We start from the raw sequence: 17808 nt of genomic DNA, 5'->3' as shown, positions 1-17808 counted from the left end.
GGTTACAAAGCCGTGACGACGTGGGAGGCGGCGCACGAAAGGACGGTGAGAGTCACGGTCGGGTCGCCTGTGCGACTCGACCCGGAAGCAAAGTCCCTGGAAACCGTCGAGACGGTATGCCGACTCCCCTGTTTCCCGAGCGCTTCGAGACCGACCGCCTCGCGTTCGAGCGCGTCTCGCACGACGATACGGACCTCTTCGCGTTGTACGACCTCGCGCAGTCCGAGACGTGGCAGTCGCAGGTGACAGAACACATGCCGTGGTTCCGATTCGAGCAGTTAGACCAGGTGGCGCAGTTCGTCGACGACGCCGAACGCCAGCGGAAGGAACGAACGTTCGCCCGGTACGCGGTTTACCCGAAGGAAGGCGAAGCCGACGCGGGTGACCTCGCCGGACTGACAACGTTTCGCCCGCAGTGGAAATTACAGAGCGGAAGTTCCAGCGTCATCCTCGCCGAACCGTTCTGGGGTCGCGGCTACGGTACCGAGCGCGCCGAGAAGATGGTCGAACTCACCTTCGAGCGTTTCGACCTCGACTGCTACTACACGACCGCCGCTGCGGGAAACGACCGCTCACGACGGATGATTTCTCGCTACATCGAGTCGTTCGGTGGGACGTACGAGGGACTGCTTCGTAACTTCAAATCACGGCCGACCGGCGAGGTAACCGACCAGCATCGGTACACGATTACGCGTGAGGAGTACGAGGCGGCGACGGGGTAGAAGTCTCCCCGTTCGTCGCCACCACTTCCACCCCGCTCCCGACAGTTTAAACCGGAGGAGACGCCAACTCCGTCTAATGAAGACAGCGGACCTCACGGGTCTGCCGGCGGGCGTTCCGGAGTTCTTCCACGAGGGCGGCATCGAGGAACTCTACCCGCCGCAGGCCGAAGCCGTCGAGGCGGGCGTCACCGACGGCGAGAGCCTCGTCGCCTCCATCCCCACCGCCTCGGGAAAGACGTTCATCGCCGAGCTGGCGATGCTGTCGAGCGTCCGGCGCGGCGGCAAAGCCCTCTACATCGTCCCGCTTCGGGCGCTCGCCTCCGAGAAGAAAGCCGAGTTCGAGCGCTTCGAGCAGTTCGGCGTCGACGTCGGCGTCTCCACGGGTAACTACGACTCGACGAGCGAGTGGCTCGCGACTCGGGATATCATCGTCGCCACGAGCGAGAAAGTCGACTCGCTCGTCCGCAACAACGCCTCGTGGATCTCCGACCTGACCTGCGTCGTCGCCGACGAAGTCCACCTCGTCGACGACCGCCACCGCGGGCCGACGCTCGAAGTCACGCTCGCCAAGCTGCAGAAGATCAACCCCGGTCTGCAGGTCGTCGCGCTCTCTGCGACCGTCGGCAACGCCGAGGAGGTCGCCGACTGGCTCGACGCGAGCCTCGTCCGCTCGGACTGGCGACCCATCGACCTGAAGACGGGCGTCCACTACGGCAACGCCATCAACTTCGACGACGGAAGCCAGCGCGAGGTGGGCGTCGAACGCGGCGAGAAACAGACCGCCGCGCTCGTCGCCGACACCCTGGAGGAAGGCGGCTCGTCGCTCGTGTTCGTCAACTCGCGGCGCAACGCCGAAGCCGCCGCCAAGCGCCTCGCGGACGTCTCTGACGCGGCGCTCACACCGGCGGAACGCGACGAACTTTCCGAGCTGGCCGCCGAGATTCGAGACGTCTCCGACACCGAGACGAGCAAAGATTTGGCGCGAGCCGTCGCCAAGGGCGCGGCGTTTCACCACGCCGGGCTCGCGCCCGACCACCGAAGCATCGTCGAGTCGGCGTTCCGCGACCGCCTCATCAAAGTCGTGAGCGCGACGCCGACGCTCGCCGCCGGGGTAAACACGCCGAGTCGGCGCGTCGTCGTGCGCGACTGGCGGCGCTACGACGGCGAGTTCGGCGGCATGAAACCGCTGAACGTCCTCGAAGTCCACCAGATGATGGGCCGCGCGGGCCGACCCGGCCGCGACCCCTACGGCGAGGCAGTCCTCTTGGCGAAGAACGCCGACGAGATGGACGAACTGTTCGAGCGCTACCTGTGGGCCGACCCCGAACCGGTGCGCTCGAAGCTCGCTGCCGAACCCGCGCTGCGGACTCACGTGCTCGCTACCGTCGCCTCCGGATTCGCCAACAGCCGAGAGAGCCTCCTTGAGTTTCTCGACCGAACGCTGTACGCGACCCAGACCGACGACGAAGGTCGGTTGAAACAGGTAACCGATTCGGTGCTCCGGTATCTGGAGGTCAACGACTTCGTCGAACGCGACGACGGTACGCTGCGCGCGACCGGCATCGGCCACACCGTCTCGCGGCTCTACCTCGACCCGATGAGCGCCGCCGGGATCATCGACGGCCTGCGCGAGTGGGAGCGGAAAGGCGGCAAGAAGGGAGAAGCGAGTTCGACCGAGGCCAGCGACTCCGGTTTCGTCTCCGCGAGCGACCTGCGAAGCGACGAAGCGTCGGAGTCGGCGGGCGACGCGCCCAAGCCGACGGCGCTCGGCCTCTACCACCTCGTCTCGCGCACGCCGGATATGTACCAGCTCTACCTCAAATCCGGCGACCGCTCGACGTACACCGAACTCTGCTACGAGCGTGAGGGCGAGTTCCTCGGCCACGTCCCCTCCGAGTACGACGACGTCGCCTTCGAGGACTGGCTGGCCGCGCTGAAGACGGCGAAGCTGCTCGAAGACTGGTCGATGGAGGTCGACGAGGACCGCATCACCGAGCGCTACGGCGTCGGTCCCGGCGACATACGGGGGAAAGTCGACACCGCCGAGTGGCTGTTGGGCGCGGCCGAACAGCTCGCGGGCGAACTGAACCTGGGCTCGAACGTCGCCGTCCGCGAGGCCAAAAAGCGCATCGAGTACGGCGTCCGCGAGGAACTGCTCAACCTCGCGGGCGTCCGCGGTATCGGTCGAAAGCGCGCCAGACGGCTGTTCGAGGCCGGCGTCGAGAGTCGCGCCGACCTCCGCGAGGCCGACAAATCCGTCATCCTCGCGGCGCTCCGCGGCCGTCGAAAGACCGCCGAAACAGTGCTGGAGAACGTCGGCCGGCGCGACCCCGCGATGGACGACGTGAAGGCCGACGAATCAGCCGCACCCGCCGAGTTCACACCCGCGAGCGCTAGTCGTTCGGCGTCGAGCGGCGGAGGCGGCAGGGGCGGTGGCGACGACGACCAGTCGAGCCTGGGTGATTTCGGATGAGACTCGTCGAAGGCGACGCGAGAATCGAGGATATCGACGCCGTCGTCGCCGCGCTCGGCGACATCGCCGACGAGCACGAGACAACGGTCCAAGCATTTGATGCCCGCTACGTCGTCGACCGTCTGCATCTCGAACGAGCGGTCGAACTCGCCGACCGCGCCATCTCCCGTGGCGAGAACGTCGCCCGCGACCGCGCCGTCGAGGTTCTGCTCTACGCCGCCGGACGACGCCAAATCGACCAGGCGTTCGAGATGGGGCTTCGGGAAGGTCTCGTGTCGCTTGTCGTCTTAGTCGACGGCGGTGCGGAAGCCGTGGCCGTCGACGCGGTCGCCGACGAACTGAATCTCGACGAGACGCCGACGCTCGGCGAGTACGATAGAGACCGCCTCTTCGAGTTCTTCGACGTCACGGAACTGGAGTTGGCGGCGACCGAAGGGACGCTCTCGGACACCGTCCACGAGCGCGTCGCGTTGCTCGATGTCGAGAAGTGATTGTAAAGAATTTCGGTTTCGAACAACCCCTCCGTTTCGACTGGAGACCGAGAGACTGCGTCGGGTTCGGTTGCGTCGAAGAGGGACGAGTAGCCAGGTCCCGTCTGCGCAGAAATCCGCTTTAGGTCGTCTCGCCGGCGAACTACCGGAAACCGACGCGAGAAGCGACAGTCGTATTTCCGTCGCCGAACTACTGACCGGACAGTCAGTTATGCACTCGACGAATCCGTCTTCGCTCGGAGGTCGACGTCCGCGGTGAAACGTCCGCAGACAGTCGTCCTCGCGGTCATCGCAAGCACCTTCTTCGTCGGCTTCGGCGGCGGCGTCATCTTCCCCATCCTCCCGAACTTGGGTACTGTTCTCGGCATCTCGCCGTTTCTGGTCGGCCTGATCCTGAGCGCCAACCGCTTCGCCCGCATCGTCGCCAACGCTCCGGCAGGGGCGCTCGTCGACCGTATCGGTACCCGAAAGCCGTTCGTCGCCGGCCTCTTCGTCGAAGGGTTCGCCACGCTGGGCTACGTCGTCGCCGTCCAGTCGTCGCTGCCGGAGCTCTGGTTCCTCCTCGCGCGCGTCCTCTGGGGATTCGGCAGTGCCGCCGTCTTCGCTACCGCGTACACTATCGCCGCCGACGTCAGCGACGGCAGTTCCCGCGGGACGAACATGGGTGTGGTCCGCGGCGGCATCACGCTCGGCTTTCCCGCTGGACTGATCCTCGGTGGCATCGTCAGCGAGGCGTACGGCGTCGAGGCGGCGTTCGTCGTCGCTGCCGCGTTCGCGCTCTTCGCGGGCGTCATCGCCTACTGGCAGGTTCCGGAGACGCACGTCACGGCCGAGTCGTCGACGAGTGCGCCGTGGGAGATCGACACGAGCACCCCCGCGCTCACCGTCGGCTTCGTCAACTTCGGACTCTTCTTCGCGTACCTCGGCGCGCTGTTTGCGACGCTCGTGCTGTTCATCCAGGTGAACGAAATCGAACTCCTCGGCTACGGTCCACAAGGCATCTCGGGCGCACTGATGGCGGTGACCGTCGTCTCCGCGTCGGTATTCATGCTCGCCGGTGGGAAAGTGAGCGACGACTACGGCGCTCGGGTGCCGATACTGCTCGTCTTTCTCGTCGTCTCCTTCGTCGGATTTCTCCTCCTATCGCGGGCCTCCTCGCTGCCGACGCTCGTCATCTCCTGTATCTGCATCGGCGCGGGACAGGGTGGCACCAGCGGCCCGCTGATGGCGCTGTTGGCCGACCTCACGCCCTCCGATCGGATGGGCCGCGCGACGGGGACCAACAACGTTCTGGGAGATTTGGGCGGCGGTATCGGGCCGATGGTGTCGTTGCCGCTCGTCGAGACGGTCGGCTTCGAGCCGGTGTATGCGGCCTGCGCAGTAATTCCGTTGCTCGCGGGGTTCGTGCTTCTAGGTGGGGTGTACGCGAAGACCGGGAGCGTGAATCCGCAGACTGAGTGAGGGAGATCCGGTGGGTCGAAAGCGGTCGAAGTTCTATTCGAAAATTGTAACGTTTCGGAAATAGATGAGCGAACAGTGGACCGAACTGAACTCTTCAGCGCCCTCACGCTATTTTATGTGGTCGTACTGGTTCTCCGAACTGACTCTGCACCTGCGAACCACGCATTCAATACGGTCATCGCAATTCCGGCTGTCGTCCTGCTGTACGCGATCCCCGCGTACCTCCTGATACAGTTAGTCGGGCGATTGCTGGTCGCGTGGGACGGCAACTGAGCGTCTTTGGTCGAGCGTCCGTCATCGTGTCTCGGATTCGAGAGATGAGACGGCCGCTCACGGGTCGAGAACGGAAAGAAAGTAGTCCCACACGGATTCGAACCGCGGTCGTTGCCCCCAGAAGGCAACAGGATTGGCCACTACCCCATGGGACTGCATCGCTTCGTAGCCCCCCTGAATATGTAAACGTTGCGCGTTGGAGACGCTCTGCGACGGGCAGACACAGGAACGATGCTGTACAAATCGCCATCTATTTCCGTCTAAACTATGCACGATAGTGCATGTACGTCGGACGCTTCATCGTCGTCGGACCGGGCATCACCGCCTACCGCGTCTCGTCGCGGTCGTTCCCGAACAGGCGGATCGTCGAACGCGAAGACGCGCTCACCGTCGCTCCCACCTCGGACGCGCCGGAGACGGACAACCCTTACATCTCCTACAACTGCGTGCGCGAAACCGAAGCGGGAGAGGTCGTCGTCGGCAACGGGTCGCAGGTCGACCCCATCACCGAAAAACTGGACCTCGGCTACCCCGCCCGCGACGCGCTCGTCGAGAGTCTACTCGCGCTCGACTACGAGAAAGACGACTACGACACGCCTCGAATCGCGGGCGTCGTCGGCAGCGACGAGGCGACTATCGGCATCGTCCGGAAAGACGCCGTACTCGTGAAGGCCGTCGAGGAAGCGACGCTCGTCGCCACCTACGAGGAAGACCGTCCACGCGCGTTCGAGTTCTCGGCGACGACGGCGAAAGAGGCCGCCCGCGAGGCGTACGACCTCGACTTCGAACACGCCGTCTGCGCGGCGGGCGTCGCCGTCTCCGACGACGGCGTCGAGACGGCCGTCGTCAACGACTGAGCGCCGCAGGCTGTCGAAGCGAACGCCGGTGTCGACCGGTCAGAGACAGTGAACGTGGCCGTCGAACACTAAAGTCCTCGCGTTGTAACCGAGAGTATGCGGTTGGGTGTTCTCTCCGATATACACGGCAATTTGGTCGCACTGGACGCGGTTCTGTCGGATATGTCGCCGGTCGACGGTATCGTCTGCGCTGGTGACGTGGTCGGTTACAACCCGTGGCCCGCCGAGTGCATCGAACGGCTCCGCGAGCGTGGGGTCCCGACCGTCCAGGGCAATCACGACCGCGCCGTCGCCGAGGGGACGGCGTTTCGGTTCAACGAAATGGCCCGCGCGGGTGTGGAGTTCGCCCGCGAACGACTCGACGGCGAGCAACTCGACTGGCTGGCGAATCTCCCCGAGAAACGTCTCACGGCCGACCGCAGCGTCCGCCTGGTCCACGGCCACCCGGACAATCCGGACCACTACACCTACCCCGACGAGTTCATGCCCGAGTTGCTCGACGGCGAGGACGTGCTCGTGATGGGCCACACCCACGTCCAGGCGCACGAAGCGTACGACGAGGGTATCGTGATGAACCCCGGTAGCGTCGGCCAGCCGCGCGACGGCGACTCGCGGGCGGCGTACGCCATCGTCGATTTGGACGCGATGACCGTCGAGGAGCGCCGCGTCACGTACGACATCGACGAAGTCGTTCGCGCCGTCGAGGCCGAGTGCCTCCCCGAGCGCATCGGGACGCGACTGTACGAAGGAACGTAGGAGAGTTACTCCGAGACCGGACGGAGCGTCGCAGAGAAGTGTCGGAGTTCCGGTACCGGCGGTTCACCGGTGATTTCGAGGCCGCCCACGTCCTCGCGGTGTGCGGCGACCGCACCCGCCGTCTCCGCGACGTGTTCGAGGTGTTCGCGCGAATACGTCCGGCGAGGAACCGCGAGGCGGACGAGTTCGAGTCGGTTCGCGCCGGGGAATGCGAAACTGCCGAGTTCGACGGCGCGGACGCCGCCTTCGCGGTAGAGTTCGCAGACGAGCGCCTGACCGGGGAACTGGTCGCTCGGCAGATGCGAGAACAGCTCCCCAGCGTCGAGATACACCGCGTGTCCACCCACGGGTTTGTAGACGGGAACGCCCTCGGCTTCGAGCATCTCGCCGAGTTCCTGTACCTGCTGGACGCGCTCTTCGACGTACGGCGGTTCGACGGCCTCGCGGAGGCCGACGGCCATCGCTTCGATGTCGCGGCCGGCCATCCCGCCGTAGGTGGGGAAGCCCTCGTAGAGGATGGCGCGCTGTTTCGCCGCCTCGAACACGTCGGGGTCGCGCATCGCGGTGAAGCCGCCGATGTTGACGAGCGCCTCCTTCTTCCCGCTCATCGTCACCGCATCGGCGTACGACAGTTGCTCGCGGGCGATGTCGGCGATCTCACTGTCCTCGAACTCGCTCTCGCGCTGCTGGACGAAGTAGGCGTTCTCGGCGAAGCGACAGGCGTCGACGACGAACGTCGCGTCGATTTCGGCGGCGAAGTCGGCTACTTCTCGCGTGTTGGCGACGCTGACGGGCTGACCCGCGGTGGAGTTGTTCGTGATGGTGAGCACCACGACCGGAATCGCGTCTGCGCCCACGTCGGCGACGACGTCGCGGGCGCGTTCGACCGAGAAGTTCCCCTTGAACGGGCCGTCGACGCTCGGGTCCTTCGCGCCCTCGATGGGGCAGTCGACCGGGTCCGCACCCTGATTGGCGACGTGGGCGCGGGTCGTGTCGAAGTGGGCGTTGTTGAGCACGACGTCGCCCTCGTCGACGAGACAGCCGTAGAGGACGTTCTCCGCGCCGCGGCCCTGATGGGTCGGAACGACGTGCGGAAAGCCCATCACGTCGTCGACGGCGTCGCGGAGTTTCGCAAAACTCGTACTGCCGGCGTAGGACTCGTCGCCGCGGAACAGCGCGGCCCACTGCTCGTCGCTCATCGTCCCGGTGCCGCTGTCGGTCAACAGGTCGATGTAGACGTGCTCGGCGGGGATGTTGAACGCGTTGTAGCCGGCCTCGTCCAGAATCGCCTCTCGTTTCTCGCGGGAGGGAAGCGAGATGGGCTCGACCATCTTCGCCTTGTAGGAGCGCATGGTCGGCGCGTCGTCGCATCGTGGCTTAATACCACCCTACCGACGTCTGTACGTTACCGCGCAGAACTGGCAGCGAGTGTGCGACTGTGGGGAGGAAACCGGAGTAGTGGACATCGGTATTGGCGTAAACTGCCCCGCGCTACGAACGGTCGAGGCTAGAGACGCTGCGTCGGTGATTCAAGAGACCATCGACGATGCGCCACGCCAGCGCCGTGAGGGCTGTGAGCGCACCGAACTGGGCGACGTGAAAGAAGGCGAACGGCAGAAACGCGACGAACAGACGGTCGAGTATCGCACCGCCGGGTGCGACAGTCGCTAGCAGGAGCGGCGGGACAAACGTCACAAGAACGCCGAACGCGGCGAGTCGTCGTTGAGGGACCGAGTACCGAAGCCACGACCCGCTAAAAGTGTCGGGAGAGGCAGGTATCGCCAAGCCGCCGCCGACAAGCGTCGACCCGGCGGCAACGGCGGCGACCCCGAACATCCTCCCGAAGCTCGCGCCGAATGTGTCCGCGTACCGCCCGGTCGTCGCGGCTGCAAAGTCGGCGACGCCGAGGGCGACGAGACAGATGCCGACGGCCGCAAGAGAGATGCGGAGCGGACCGAGAACGCGGCGAGTGCCCATAGTCCGCCTGCGGAGTGCCCGAGAATAAATCTTGTCGTCGATACGAAACGCCTCCGGTGGAAGTAGAGAATCGAGACTGGAGAGCGCGGCGACTACATCCTCTCTTGGACGATTTCGAGGGTCTGCTCGCGGTCGTCCCAGTCGACGAAGACGGCGACGGAAGTGGCGCTCGTGATGAGGTCGTGGATGTTGATGCTCGCTTCGGCCAGCGGCGAGACGATGCCGCGGATGATTCCGGGTTGGTTGGGGAGTTCGCCGCCGGTGATGCGGATGACGGCGACGGGCTCGTCGACAGTGACGCTGGAGAGCGACTGGTCGGCGACGACGGCGTCGTGCAGCAGGCTCTCGGCCTCTTCGGCTTCCTCGGTGGCGACGTAGATCGTGACCGAGTCCATCCCGCTGGCGACGGCTTCGATGTTGATGTTGGAGCCTCGAAGCGACTCCGAGAGATCCGCGAGGATGCCCGGGCGGTTGCGAATCGCGCGGCCGGCGACGGTGAGGCAGGCCAACTGCGTCTCCTGGAGGTCGATGAGGTTGCGGAACTGGCCCTCTATCTGGGTGCCGCCGGTCAGCAGGTCGCCGTGTTGGTAATGGACGACGCGAACCGCGAGGTGGTCGTCCTTGTAGCTCAGCGCGCTCGGGGCGACGACTTCAGCGCCGCGGAACGAGAGGTTCCGGAGTTCGTCGACGGTGATGCGCCCGACGTTTCGCGCGCCCTCGACGACGCGTGGGTCGCCGGTCATGACGCCTTCGACGTCGGTGACGATGACGACCTCGTCGGCGTCCATATACCTGCCGAGCATGACGGCGCTGGTGTCGCTGCCGCCGCGGCCGAGCGTCGTTATCTCGTCGTCGAGGTTCTGTGCGAGGAAGCCGGTGATGACCGGGACGACGCCGTCGAGTCGCCGCGCGAGGTCCGCCGCGCGGCGCTGGGTCTCCTCGACGTCGACTTCGCCGAGGTCGTTCGTGATGATGGGCCACTCCTCGCTGCCGGGTTCGACGAACAGCGCGTCGACGCCGCGCGCCGAGAGCGCGGCCTTCAGCATCCGGACGCTCGTTCGCTCGCCCATGCTGACGATTTCGGCGCGGTCGCGGTCGTCGGCCTCGAACTGAATTTCGTCCAGTAGGTCGTCGGTCGTGCTGCCCATCGCGCTGGCGACGACGGCGATTTCGTGCCCCTGTTCGACGGCGGCGGCGACGGAGTCGGCGGCGCGGTTGATTCGGTCGCCGCTGCCGAGACTCGTCCCGCCGAACTTCGCGACTACTCGCATGCGAGCGTCACCTCTCGCGGTCGGTCGGTACCGGGGTGCTCAGACATGGCGTGCGATAGCGGTGGAGAACGCATAACTGTGTTCACTCTCCCAACGGTTGCCGGTCCCGAAGGCGCAGGCGGGAGCGCGGTCGCCGACGTAGTGTGCGACTGATACCCACGGGCTTAAGCGCGCCGGTGCGAAACCTGCGGTATGGAGATACGCGATGCGGTCGAAGCCGACGCCGCGACCCTCGCCGGTATCGCCGACGCACCGACCGACGTGATGCGGAACCTCGTCCACGACAGAACCGTCCACGTCGCCACCGAAGCGAACACCGTCACCGGACCGAACGAGGACGCCGATGGGGCGGAGACGGACGACATCGACCGACCGGACGCGACGACCGAAGAGCCCATCGTCGGCTTCGTCAGCTACGACGCCAGAGACCGGACGGTCCACGTCACGCAGTTCGGCGGCGCCGCCGACGCGGTCGAGCGACTCCTCGAAGAGCCGCTCCGCTTTGCGCGCGCCGAGCGGATGGACGCCGAACTGCTCGTCGGGGCAGACGCCGACGACCTCCGCGGGGCCGCAGAGCGGGTCGGCTTCCAGCAACAGGGGTCGGGGCCGAGGTTCGACGGCCAGCGAACCGTGCGATATCGGCTCCAGCCGTAACGCGAGAGTCGAGCTCCGCTCCTCAGTCGTCGGCCGTCTCGGCGGCAGCGTCGGTGTCCGGGAGCTCGTTGTCGCCGATAGTCGCCTCGGGGACGAGAATCGCGCCGGGGTCGAACTCGTCGAGGTCCTCGTCGTTTCGGACGCGCTCGGGCCAGTCGGCGTTGGCGAGCGCGCTCGTCCCGAGCGTCAGGAGGTCCGCCCCGTCGTCGAGCGCGGCGCGGGCCGCCTCGGGGTCGCCGAGTCCGCCGTTGGCGACGACGGGCGCGTCGGCGTGTTCGACGGCGACTTCGGCGAGCGTCGGGCCGTCGTCGCCGAACGCCGGGGCGAGACCGTCGCCCTCGGTGGTGTGAACGTAGTCCGCGCCCGCCTCCGAGAGCACATCGAACACCGTCGCCGCGTACTCCTCGCCGGGCCACTCGTGCGTCTCATCGTTCACCTTCGTCTGCGAGACGCGGATGCCGACGACGAACTCGTCGGGCAGCGCCTCGGAGACGGCCTCGACGACTTCGGCGGGGAAGCGCGCGCGGTTCTCGGCGTCGCCGCCGTAGCGGTCGTCGCGCTGGTTGGCGTCGGGCGCGAGGAACTCGTTGAGCAGGTAGCCGTTGGCGGCGTGGAGTTCGACGCCGTCGAAGCCGGCTTCGCGGGCGTTCTCTGCGGCTTCGACGAACGACGCCTCGATGTCGCCGAGTTCTTCGATGGTCAGTTCACGCGGCGTCTCGAACGCACCGCTACCGCCGTACAGCTCCGCTTTCTCACCTTCCGGCTGGACAGCCGAGGGGGCGACCGTCTCGTCGGCGTGGGGGTTCCCCTGCGAGATCGCGCCGGCGTGCATCAGCTGGGCGAAGATTGGTTTGCCTTCCTCGTGGACCGCGTCGGTGACTTCCGTCCACGATTTGGTCTGCTCCTCGGTGGCGAGACCGGGTTGGTTCAGGTAGCCCTGGCTGTACTCGGTGTCGGGGTAGACGCCCTCGGAGACGAGAAAGCCGAAGCCGCCGCGGGCGAACTTGGCGTAGTACCGCGTCATCCGGTCTGTGGCGCGACCGTCGTCTGTCGCACTCGTCCGGGTCATCGGCGCGAGGCCGACTCTGTTGTCGAGCGACACTCCCTCGAACTCGAACGTCTCGAACAGCGCGTCGAATTCGGACATATTCAGGTCGAAGGACGCCCCGGTAAAAGGGAGACGGCGGTGGTGCACGCGGAGTGCACGCGATGTGTGGTATCGAACCCCGAGCAGTCGCACTCAGGTAGTCGATTCGGAGCGCGAACCCCCCTCGCTTCGCTTGGAGACGAGAAGGTGGGCGAGCGGAATCGTCATGACCATCGTCGGGACGGCGTACGGTATCTGAGTCGTCGGTCGGAGGCAGTACTTTTGTCCGAGCTTTTACGGGGCGAGCGGAGCGAACCAGCGTAAAACGTCGCTATGCGAACTTCCGAACCGTCATATCCAGCGTGTCGAGGTCGAGAATCGGCGCATAACCGGAATCAGGATTGATGTTGACGCTCTTCTGGAAGTCGGTCTGCTCCTGCCAGCAGCCCGAGTTGACCGCGAGGACGTTGTGGTACTTCCCCCAGCCGAGTTTGTGGACGTGGCCGGTGTGGAACACCTCGGGGACGTCGTCGATGACGAGGTAGTCGCGCTCTTCGGGCGCGAGGCGCATGTGACCGCCGTACTGCGGGGCGACGTGGCGCTTTTTGAGAAGTTGGTACATCGCCTTGTGCGGTTCGTCGTAACTCGCCTTCTCGGCGGGGAGTTCGGCGATGACCTCGTCGAGAGAGACGCCGTGATACATCAGCACCGAGACGTTCTCGATGGTCACCGTCGAGGGATTCGAGGTAATGTGGGCGTCGTGGGCGGTCATGATGTCTCGAAGTTCCTCGTCGAAGCCCGGTTGCGGTTCTGCGAGGCGGACCGCGTCGTGGTTGCCCGGTATCATGACGATCTCCGTGTCGCCGGGCACCTCCTTCAGATACTCGGAGAACTCCTCGTACTGGTCGTAGATGTCGACGGTGTCGAGCTCCTCGTCCTGATTCGGGTAGACGCCGACGCCCTCGACCATGTCGCCGGCGATGAGCAGATACTCGACCGGGTCGGCTTCGGGGGTGTGGAGCCAGTCGGTAAAGGAGTGCCACGCGTCGGCCATGAACTCCTGGCTGCCGACGTGGACGTCGGAGATGAGCGCCGCCTGGACGTGTCTGTCGGCCGTCTTCGGCCGGAACGTCCGCGGCACGTCCGGAAAGTGCAGCGTATCGACGAAGACGATACCCGAGTCGTCCGAGAGCGTCCCCTGGATGGCGATGCACTCGTCCATCAGGAGTTCGTCGACGTTGTCGGCGATGCCCTTGTCCTTCATCACCAGACAGGGGAACGTCCCCGTGGTGTCCTCCAGTTCGACGAGCCAGTGACCGCTCGCCGTCGAGCGAACGTCGTTGACGAGGCCGATGAGGTCGACTTCACTGCCCCCGACCATGTCGCCGATGGACTTCGCCGGTCGGTGGTTGACACGTCCGCGAAGGAGTTTCGACAGGCGGTCGTAGCGGTCCCGAAACGTCGTGACGAACTGCTTGTACTCGCCGGTGCCGGTACTCGCGCCGGTCATGTCGTTGGCGATGTCGAGCGAGCGTTTCGCGGGGTCGCGGACGTGCGCGGAGTCGGAGTTCGCGTCCGGCGAACGGGTCGTCGGCGCGGTGACCGTCTCCGCGGATCGGGAGCTCGACCCCTCCGTTTCCACTGGAGAACTCGTCTGAGTCGGCGGATTCTCCGTCGAGGGTGCAGTGGAAACGGACGGGTTGACCGTCGACGACTCGGAGGGGGCTGCCGTCGTGGTCGCGCTGGAGTCCATCGTACCGTCCGAGTTGACCGAGTCAACTGGGTCGGTCGAGTCGGTCGAGTTGGCCGGGTCGGTCGAATCGGCCGGGTCGGACGACGGGGACGAGGCAGGCGAGGCCGGGGTCGGCTTCGTCGGCGCGTCCGCCGCGTTGGCTCCGCCGTCGAGGACCGCTCTGACCTGGTCGACGGTGAGTCGAAGTGCGTCGTCGGGGGCGGCTTCGATGGCACGCTCCAACGCCTCGGGGGGGTTCGCTGCGCTGGCGAGCAGGGTCACGGCCTCGCGTTCGGCGTTGTAGCCGCGGCTGGCGAGCGCTTTCACGATGCGTGAGGGCGTCTCCAGCGGCACAGGCAGAGATACACAGGTCGAAAGAAAAGCGTGCCGGAGACGACCGGGGACCGACGTCGGCGGCGAGGGCTCCAGAAAGTTGAAACGCGGACGGGCCGAATCGGGGCGCAATGAGTGCTGGAGATAGCCGCCCGCCCTCCGATAGTTCTGAATCATCCGGAGGGGGCGGGACCTCCGCTTCTTCCGATCGTACCGACACCGATGGCTCGTCCGGCGGTCCCGTCGACAGGTTTCTTCACGACCAAGACGGTCCGTTCATGTTTCTCCGGGAACTGCTCAGCAGTGCTGCCATCGTTCTCGCTATCGGAGCCCTCCTGTTCGCCGTCGCCGGCGTCTGGCCTCCGATGGTCGCCGTCGAGAGCGGGAGCATGGAACCGCACATGGAGCGAGGCGACCTCATCTTCATCACCGAACCCGGTCGGTTCGCACCGGACGCAGGCGGCGGGTCGAGCGTCGTCACGTTCGCCGAAGGTCAGGAAGCGGACTACCGGTCACTCGGGTCCTACGGCTCCGTTATCGTCTACGACAACCCTAACAGCGCCGGCCCGCCGATTATCCACCGGGCCATGTTTCGGGTCGAATCGGGCGAGAACTGGTACGAGAAGGCGAACCCGGACTACATCACCGCAGACAACTGCGAGGAACTGGAGTTCTGTCCCGCGCCGTACGACGCCTACATTACGAAGGGCGACAACAACCCGACGTACGACCAGACGAGCACCATCAGTGCACCCGTCAAAGAGGAGTGGGTAACCGGCGTCGCGCGGGTTCGTATTCCGTATCTCGGATGGGTTCGCCTCGCCTTTGCGAGCACGGCACCTGCGACGACCGACGCTGGACCGTCAGTCGTCGTTTTCTCGCCAACGGAGGAGTCGTCGACCACCGAACGTCTCTCGGAACCGAGCGCATCCGTCGGGTCGCCTCCAACGACGGCGTCTATCTCGGCGTAAGCGGACCGGGAGTATACCACTATTTCGAGTGCAGACCGTTAGCTCTCTTAAGCTCATGTTTCGCGTCTGAAATCCGGGTTTAGAGTCGAAACAGAGGGGTGTGAAAATCAGTTGTCGAATCGCGCCTGTACAAACGGCTGGGCGTTCTCGATGTCGCCGAGACGCGAATCGGAGAGGAGGACGGCTTCAGTCTCGTCGATGGGAACCGAGAGGCTGATCTCCTTCGTCCGACCGTAGCGACCTTTGGAGACGACGACGGCGTTGACGATGCCGAGCATGTCGAGTTCGCTGATGAGATCGGTGACACGGCGCTGCGTGAGGATGTCGGCGTCGAGCTCCTCGCAGAGGCGTTTGTAGATGTTGAACACCTCGCCGGTGTTGATGTTGTGGACGCCGTTCTTCTCGAGGAGGATGATAGAAAAGAGCACGATTTTGCTCTGCGTCGGGAGCGTGCGGACCACTTCGACGACCCGATCGAGTTCGATCTTGTCCTGTGCCTGCCGGACGTGCGTCTCCGCGACGCCATCGGCCTGACTCCGCTCGGCGAGTTCGCCTGCGGTCCGGAGGAGGTCGAGTGCGCGACGAGCGTCGCCGTGTTCCTGCGCGGCGAACGCCGCACACAGCGGGATGACGTGCTCGGAGAGCACGTGGCTCTTGAACGCGACGTCCGCGCGGTGTTGGAGGATGTCGCGCAGCTGGTTGGCGTCGTACGGCGGGAAGACGATCTCCTCCTCGCCGAGCGAGGATTTGACGCGCGGGTCGAGGAAGTCGGTGAACTTCAGGTCGTTGGAGATGCCCATGATGGAGATGCGCGAGTTGTCCAACTCGGAGTTCATCCGCGAGAGGTTGTACAGCGTGTCGTCGCCGGATTTCTCGACGAGTTTGTCGATCTCGTCGAGCATGATAACGACGACGCGTTCGTTGTAGTCGACGGCGTCGAAAAAAGTCGAGTAGACGCGGTCGGTCGGCCACCCCGTCATCGGAACCGACTCCATCTCCTCGCGGTCGCGTTCGAGTTCCGAGATGCGGGCGTCGACATCGCCGACGGCGTCGAACCCGGTGTCGGCGAGGGCGTTCTCGTCTTCGCGCGCCCGTCCGGCCAGCGTTTCGAGCGAACGGAGGCGATCGTCGATGACCGCGTGGTTCTTCTCGATGAACTTGTTTGCGAGCTGTGCGAGAACGCGATACTGGGTGTCGGTCACCTCGCAGTTGATGTACTCGACCTCGCAGGGGACGTCGTACTTCTGTGAGGTCCGTTCCAGTTCCTGGCTGACGAACTTCGCGCTTGCGGTCTTGCCGGTCCCCGTCTTCCCGTAGATGAGGATGTTCGACGGCGTCTCGCCGCGGAGCGCGGAGACGAGAATCGTCGCCATCTGGTTGATCTGGTCGGTCCGGTGGGGGAGCTCGTGGGGCGTGTACGACGGTCGAAGGACCTCCTTGTTCTCGAAGATCGGCTCTCCCGAGAGCAAGTCGTCGAACAGGCCGCGACTATCGTCGCCGTCGTCGTCGAGTGCGACGTCGCTCAGTGCACGCGAGGGGTTCGGCGCGCCGGACCGTCGAGCGGTCGAGAGCTCGGATTCGTCGGCGGCGTCCCCTGTTTCGGTGGAACCGTCAGCCGCGGGGTCGGCCGACCTCCCCTCGCTGGTCTGGTCGGGTGGAGTTCGGTCCGATGGGGTGTCGGACCGTGTGTTGCTCGTCTCCTCGTCGCCAGCGCGTCTTCGTTGCTCCGACGCCGTGTCCGCGGGTTCACCGTCGTCGGAGTGTGAGTCGTCTTCGGTCATCGTTGATCCCCTTTGTTTCGATTGGAACTGCGCCGGCGGCGGTGGAAATTCGGGTGTAGAACCGACGAGGAGCCGATATCCAACTCGTCGGCCGCCGAGGCGCGTCCAGGTGATGCAGAAGAAACGAATGAAGAGGAGGGACAAAAAAGTTATCGCTTCGTGACGAGTTCCACGGATGGAGCGCTCGAACTGTCCGGCTCAGCCGGTTCGGTCACCTCAACCAGAACCCGTGTATTCCTCTGTTAAACGCCGAATTCGGCCGCGTCGATGGAAGTCAGCGCAACCAATCGTTGTCGGCAGGTGAGTCCGGAATCGATGCGGAGAGTTCTCGACTGTATCGCGTTCGGCTTCTGACCGATTATATATCCTGTCTTTCAGTAAGAGTGGTGAGAGTAATGGCCCGTTGAGCAACCCCTCTATTTCGAGTGGAAACCGGGCGGACCGTAAAGAGTCGGAGGGAAGCGGTGACACGTTGCGTTTCGGCCCGTGAGAACGTAAGTGGGGCGACAGGAGAGAGGAGTCGGGAAGCCAGGCTCCCCCCCACCCCTTCGTTTCCGGTGGAACGGTCCACAAGGAGGGGACGGCTCTCAGGGCAACCTGAATAGGCAGGATTTATCACGTATTAGCTCATACTAGTCCGTAGGCTCAGCAAATAATTTGTTGTTGTGTTTTTTGTGTTTATTTATTAAAATTTCTGGAGAACACAACACCGATTCGTCTTCACGCCACGCCCGATTCCATCGGCGAGTCTCTCGTGGGGTATCTCCACTCGAAACGAAGGGGTGGGGGTGGGGACAAAGCGAGGAGAGGATTTTTCGGTGACCGAGAACACCCATCCAAGGCAGTATTAATCGCGGCCCACGGTAGCGTCAGGTATGACAATGTCACACAGTATCTCACGATGTGCTGTTGTATGCGGTGATATTGTATGTGGTAATGTTGCAGGGACTACCGACTCGGATCGTTGAG

Annotated in this window: 13 protein-coding genes, 1 tRNA gene and 1 pseudogene; 8 read left to right on the top strand and 7 right to left on the bottom strand. The window is 64.7% G+C overall.

Annotated elements, in window-relative coordinates; all coding sequences use genetic code 11:
• Positions 1–116 precede the first annotated feature (116 nt).
• The 4 genes and pseudogenes from LAQ73_RS07585 to LAQ73_RS07570 all read left to right on the top strand — a co-directional run.
• Complete coding sequence (locus tag LAQ73_RS07585; RefSeq protein ID WP_224270619.1) at positions 117–722, top strand: GNAT family N-acetyltransferase; 606 nt, start codon at positions 117–119, stop codon at positions 720–722.
• A gap of 76 nt (positions 723–798) precedes the next feature.
• Positions 799–3195 carry an ATP-dependent DNA helicase gene (locus tag LAQ73_RS07580; protein WP_224270618.1) on the top strand — a complete coding sequence of 799 codons (2397 nt, stop codon included), beginning with the start codon at positions 799–801 and terminating at the stop codon, positions 3193–3195.
• Positions 3192–3686: a KEOPS complex subunit Cgi121 gene (cgi121, locus tag LAQ73_RS07575; RefSeq protein WP_224270617.1), complete on the top strand. Its 495-nt coding sequence runs from the start codon at positions 3192–3194 to the stop codon at positions 3684–3686. The genes LAQ73_RS07580 and cgi121 overlap by 4 nt, the downstream gene beginning before the upstream one ends.
• A gap of 192 nt (positions 3687–3878) precedes the next feature.
• Positions 3879–5147, top strand: a pseudogene (locus tag LAQ73_RS07570) (MFS transporter); the annotation flags it as partial.
• Between the two features lie 355 nt (positions 5148–5502).
• Here the strand turns inward: LAQ73_RS07570 and LAQ73_RS07565 are convergent.
• Positions 5503–5575: transfer RNA gene (locus LAQ73_RS07565), tRNA-Gln, on the bottom strand.
• Positions 5576–5701: 126 nt separating this feature from the next.
• Here LAQ73_RS07565 and LAQ73_RS07560 point away from each other — a divergent pair.
• Together LAQ73_RS07560 and LAQ73_RS07555 are read left to right on the top strand one after the other, a co-directional pair.
• Entirely contained in the window at positions 5702–6277 is a 576-nt protein-coding gene (locus LAQ73_RS07560; RefSeq protein ID WP_224270615.1) for an IMP cyclohydrolase, read from the top strand.
• Positions 6278–6373: 96 nt separating this feature from the next.
• The gene (locus LAQ73_RS07555; protein ID WP_224270614.1) at positions 6374–7033 is read left to right on the top strand and encodes a metallophosphoesterase family protein; all 660 of its coding nucleotides are present in this window, start codon (positions 6374–6376) and stop codon (positions 7031–7033) included.
• Between the two features lie 5 nt (positions 7034–7038).
• Here the strand turns inward: LAQ73_RS07555 and LAQ73_RS07550 are convergent, their stop codons facing one another.
• The 3 genes from LAQ73_RS07550 to LAQ73_RS07540 all read right to left on the bottom strand — a co-directional run bounded on the left by LAQ73_RS07550 (position 7039) and on the right by LAQ73_RS07540 (position 10281).
• Positions 7039–8385, bottom strand: coding sequence for a tryptophanase (locus LAQ73_RS07550; RefSeq protein WP_224270613.1), 1347 nt, complete (start codon positions 8383–8385; stop codon positions 7039–7041).
• 139 nt (positions 8386–8524) lie between these two features.
• Positions 8525–9010, bottom strand: coding sequence for a hypothetical protein (locus LAQ73_RS07545; protein WP_224270612.1), 486 nt, complete (start codon positions 9008–9010; stop codon positions 8525–8527).
• 92 nt (positions 9011–9102) lie between these two features.
• Positions 9103–10281, bottom strand: coding sequence for an aspartate kinase (locus tag LAQ73_RS07540; RefSeq protein WP_224270611.1), 1179 nt, complete (start codon positions 10279–10281; stop codon positions 9103–9105).
• Between the two features lie 192 nt (positions 10282–10473).
• Between LAQ73_RS07540 and LAQ73_RS07535 the strand changes: the two genes are divergently transcribed.
• The gene (locus LAQ73_RS07535) at positions 10474–10935 is read left to right on the top strand and encodes a hypothetical protein (RefSeq protein ID WP_224270610.1); all 462 of its coding nucleotides are present in this window, start codon (positions 10474–10476) and stop codon (positions 10933–10935) included.
• A 22-nt stretch (positions 10936–10957) separates the two neighbouring features.
• On the opposite strand, the gene LAQ73_RS07530 is transcribed toward LAQ73_RS07535, so the two are convergent.
• Positions 10958–12082, bottom strand: a complete 1125-nt coding sequence (locus LAQ73_RS07530; protein WP_224270609.1) for an oxidoreductase — start codon at positions 12080–12082, stop codon at positions 10958–10960.
• A gap of 271 nt (positions 12083–12353) precedes the next feature.
• Positions 12354–14108, bottom strand: a complete 1755-nt coding sequence (locus tag LAQ73_RS07525; protein ID WP_224270608.1) for a DNA-directed DNA polymerase II small subunit — start codon at positions 14106–14108, stop codon at positions 12354–12356.
• 257 nt (positions 14109–14365) lie between these two features.
• Between LAQ73_RS07525 and LAQ73_RS07520 the strand changes: the two genes are divergently transcribed.
• Positions 14366–15058: a S24/S26 family peptidase gene (locus tag LAQ73_RS07520; RefSeq protein WP_224270607.1), complete on the top strand. Its 693-nt coding sequence runs from the start codon at positions 14366–14368 to the stop codon at positions 15056–15058.
• Between the two features lie 107 nt (positions 15059–15165).
• Here LAQ73_RS07520 and LAQ73_RS07515 read toward each other — a convergent pair whose 3' ends face one another.
• A complete protein-coding gene (locus tag LAQ73_RS07515) occupies positions 15166–16839 on the bottom strand; it encodes a Cdc6/Cdc18 family protein (RefSeq protein WP_224270606.1) in 1674 nt (557 codons plus the stop codon).
• Positions 16840–17808 lie beyond the last annotated feature (969 nt).

The sequence above is a fragment of the Haloprofundus salinisoli genome (assembly GCF_020097815.1).
GTDB lineage: Archaea > Halobacteriota > Halobacteria > Halobacteriales > Haloferacaceae > Haloprofundus > Haloprofundus salinisoli.
The sequence above is the reverse complement of the archived record's forward strand: the minus strand, read 5'-3'. Positions and strand labels throughout refer to the sequence as shown.

Coding starts and splice junctions, on each gene's coding strand:
- LAQ73_RS07585 (WP_224270619.1), top strand. CDS start 117: ATGCCGACTCCCCTGTTTCCCGAGCGCTTCGAGACCGACCGCCTCGCG.
- LAQ73_RS07580 (WP_224270618.1), top strand. CDS start 799: ATGAAGACAGCGGACCTCACGGGTCTGCCGGCGGGCGTTCCGGAGTTC.
- cgi121 (WP_224270617.1), top strand. CDS start 3,192: ATGAGACTCGTCGAAGGCGACGCGAGAATCGAGGATATCGACGCCGTC.
- LAQ73_RS07560 (WP_224270615.1), top strand. CDS start 5,702: ATGTACGTCGGACGCTTCATCGTCGTCGGACCGGGCATCACCGCCTAC.
- LAQ73_RS07555 (WP_224270614.1), top strand. CDS start 6,374: ATGCGGTTGGGTGTTCTCTCCGATATACACGGCAATTTGGTCGCACTG.
- LAQ73_RS07550 (WP_224270613.1), bottom strand. CDS start 8,385: ATGCGCTCCTACAAGGCGAAGATGGTCGAGCCCATCTCGCTTCCCTCC.
- LAQ73_RS07545 (WP_224270612.1), bottom strand. CDS start 9,010: ATGGGCACTCGCCGCGTTCTCGGTCCGCTCCGCATCTCTCTTGCGGCC.
- LAQ73_RS07540 (WP_224270611.1), bottom strand. CDS start 10,281: ATGCGAGTAGTCGCGAAGTTCGGCGGGACGAGTCTCGGCAGCGGCGAC.
- LAQ73_RS07535 (WP_224270610.1), top strand. CDS start 10,474: ATGGAGATACGCGATGCGGTCGAAGCCGACGCCGCGACCCTCGCCGGT.
- LAQ73_RS07530 (WP_224270609.1), bottom strand. CDS start 12,082: ATGTCCGAATTCGACGCGCTGTTCGAGACGTTCGAGTTCGAGGGAGTG.
- LAQ73_RS07520 (WP_224270607.1), top strand. CDS start 14,366: ATGTTTCTCCGGGAACTGCTCAGCAGTGCTGCCATCGTTCTCGCTATC.
- LAQ73_RS07515 (WP_224270606.1), bottom strand. CDS start 16,839: ATGACCGAAGACGACTCACACTCCGACGACGGTGAACCCGCGGACACG.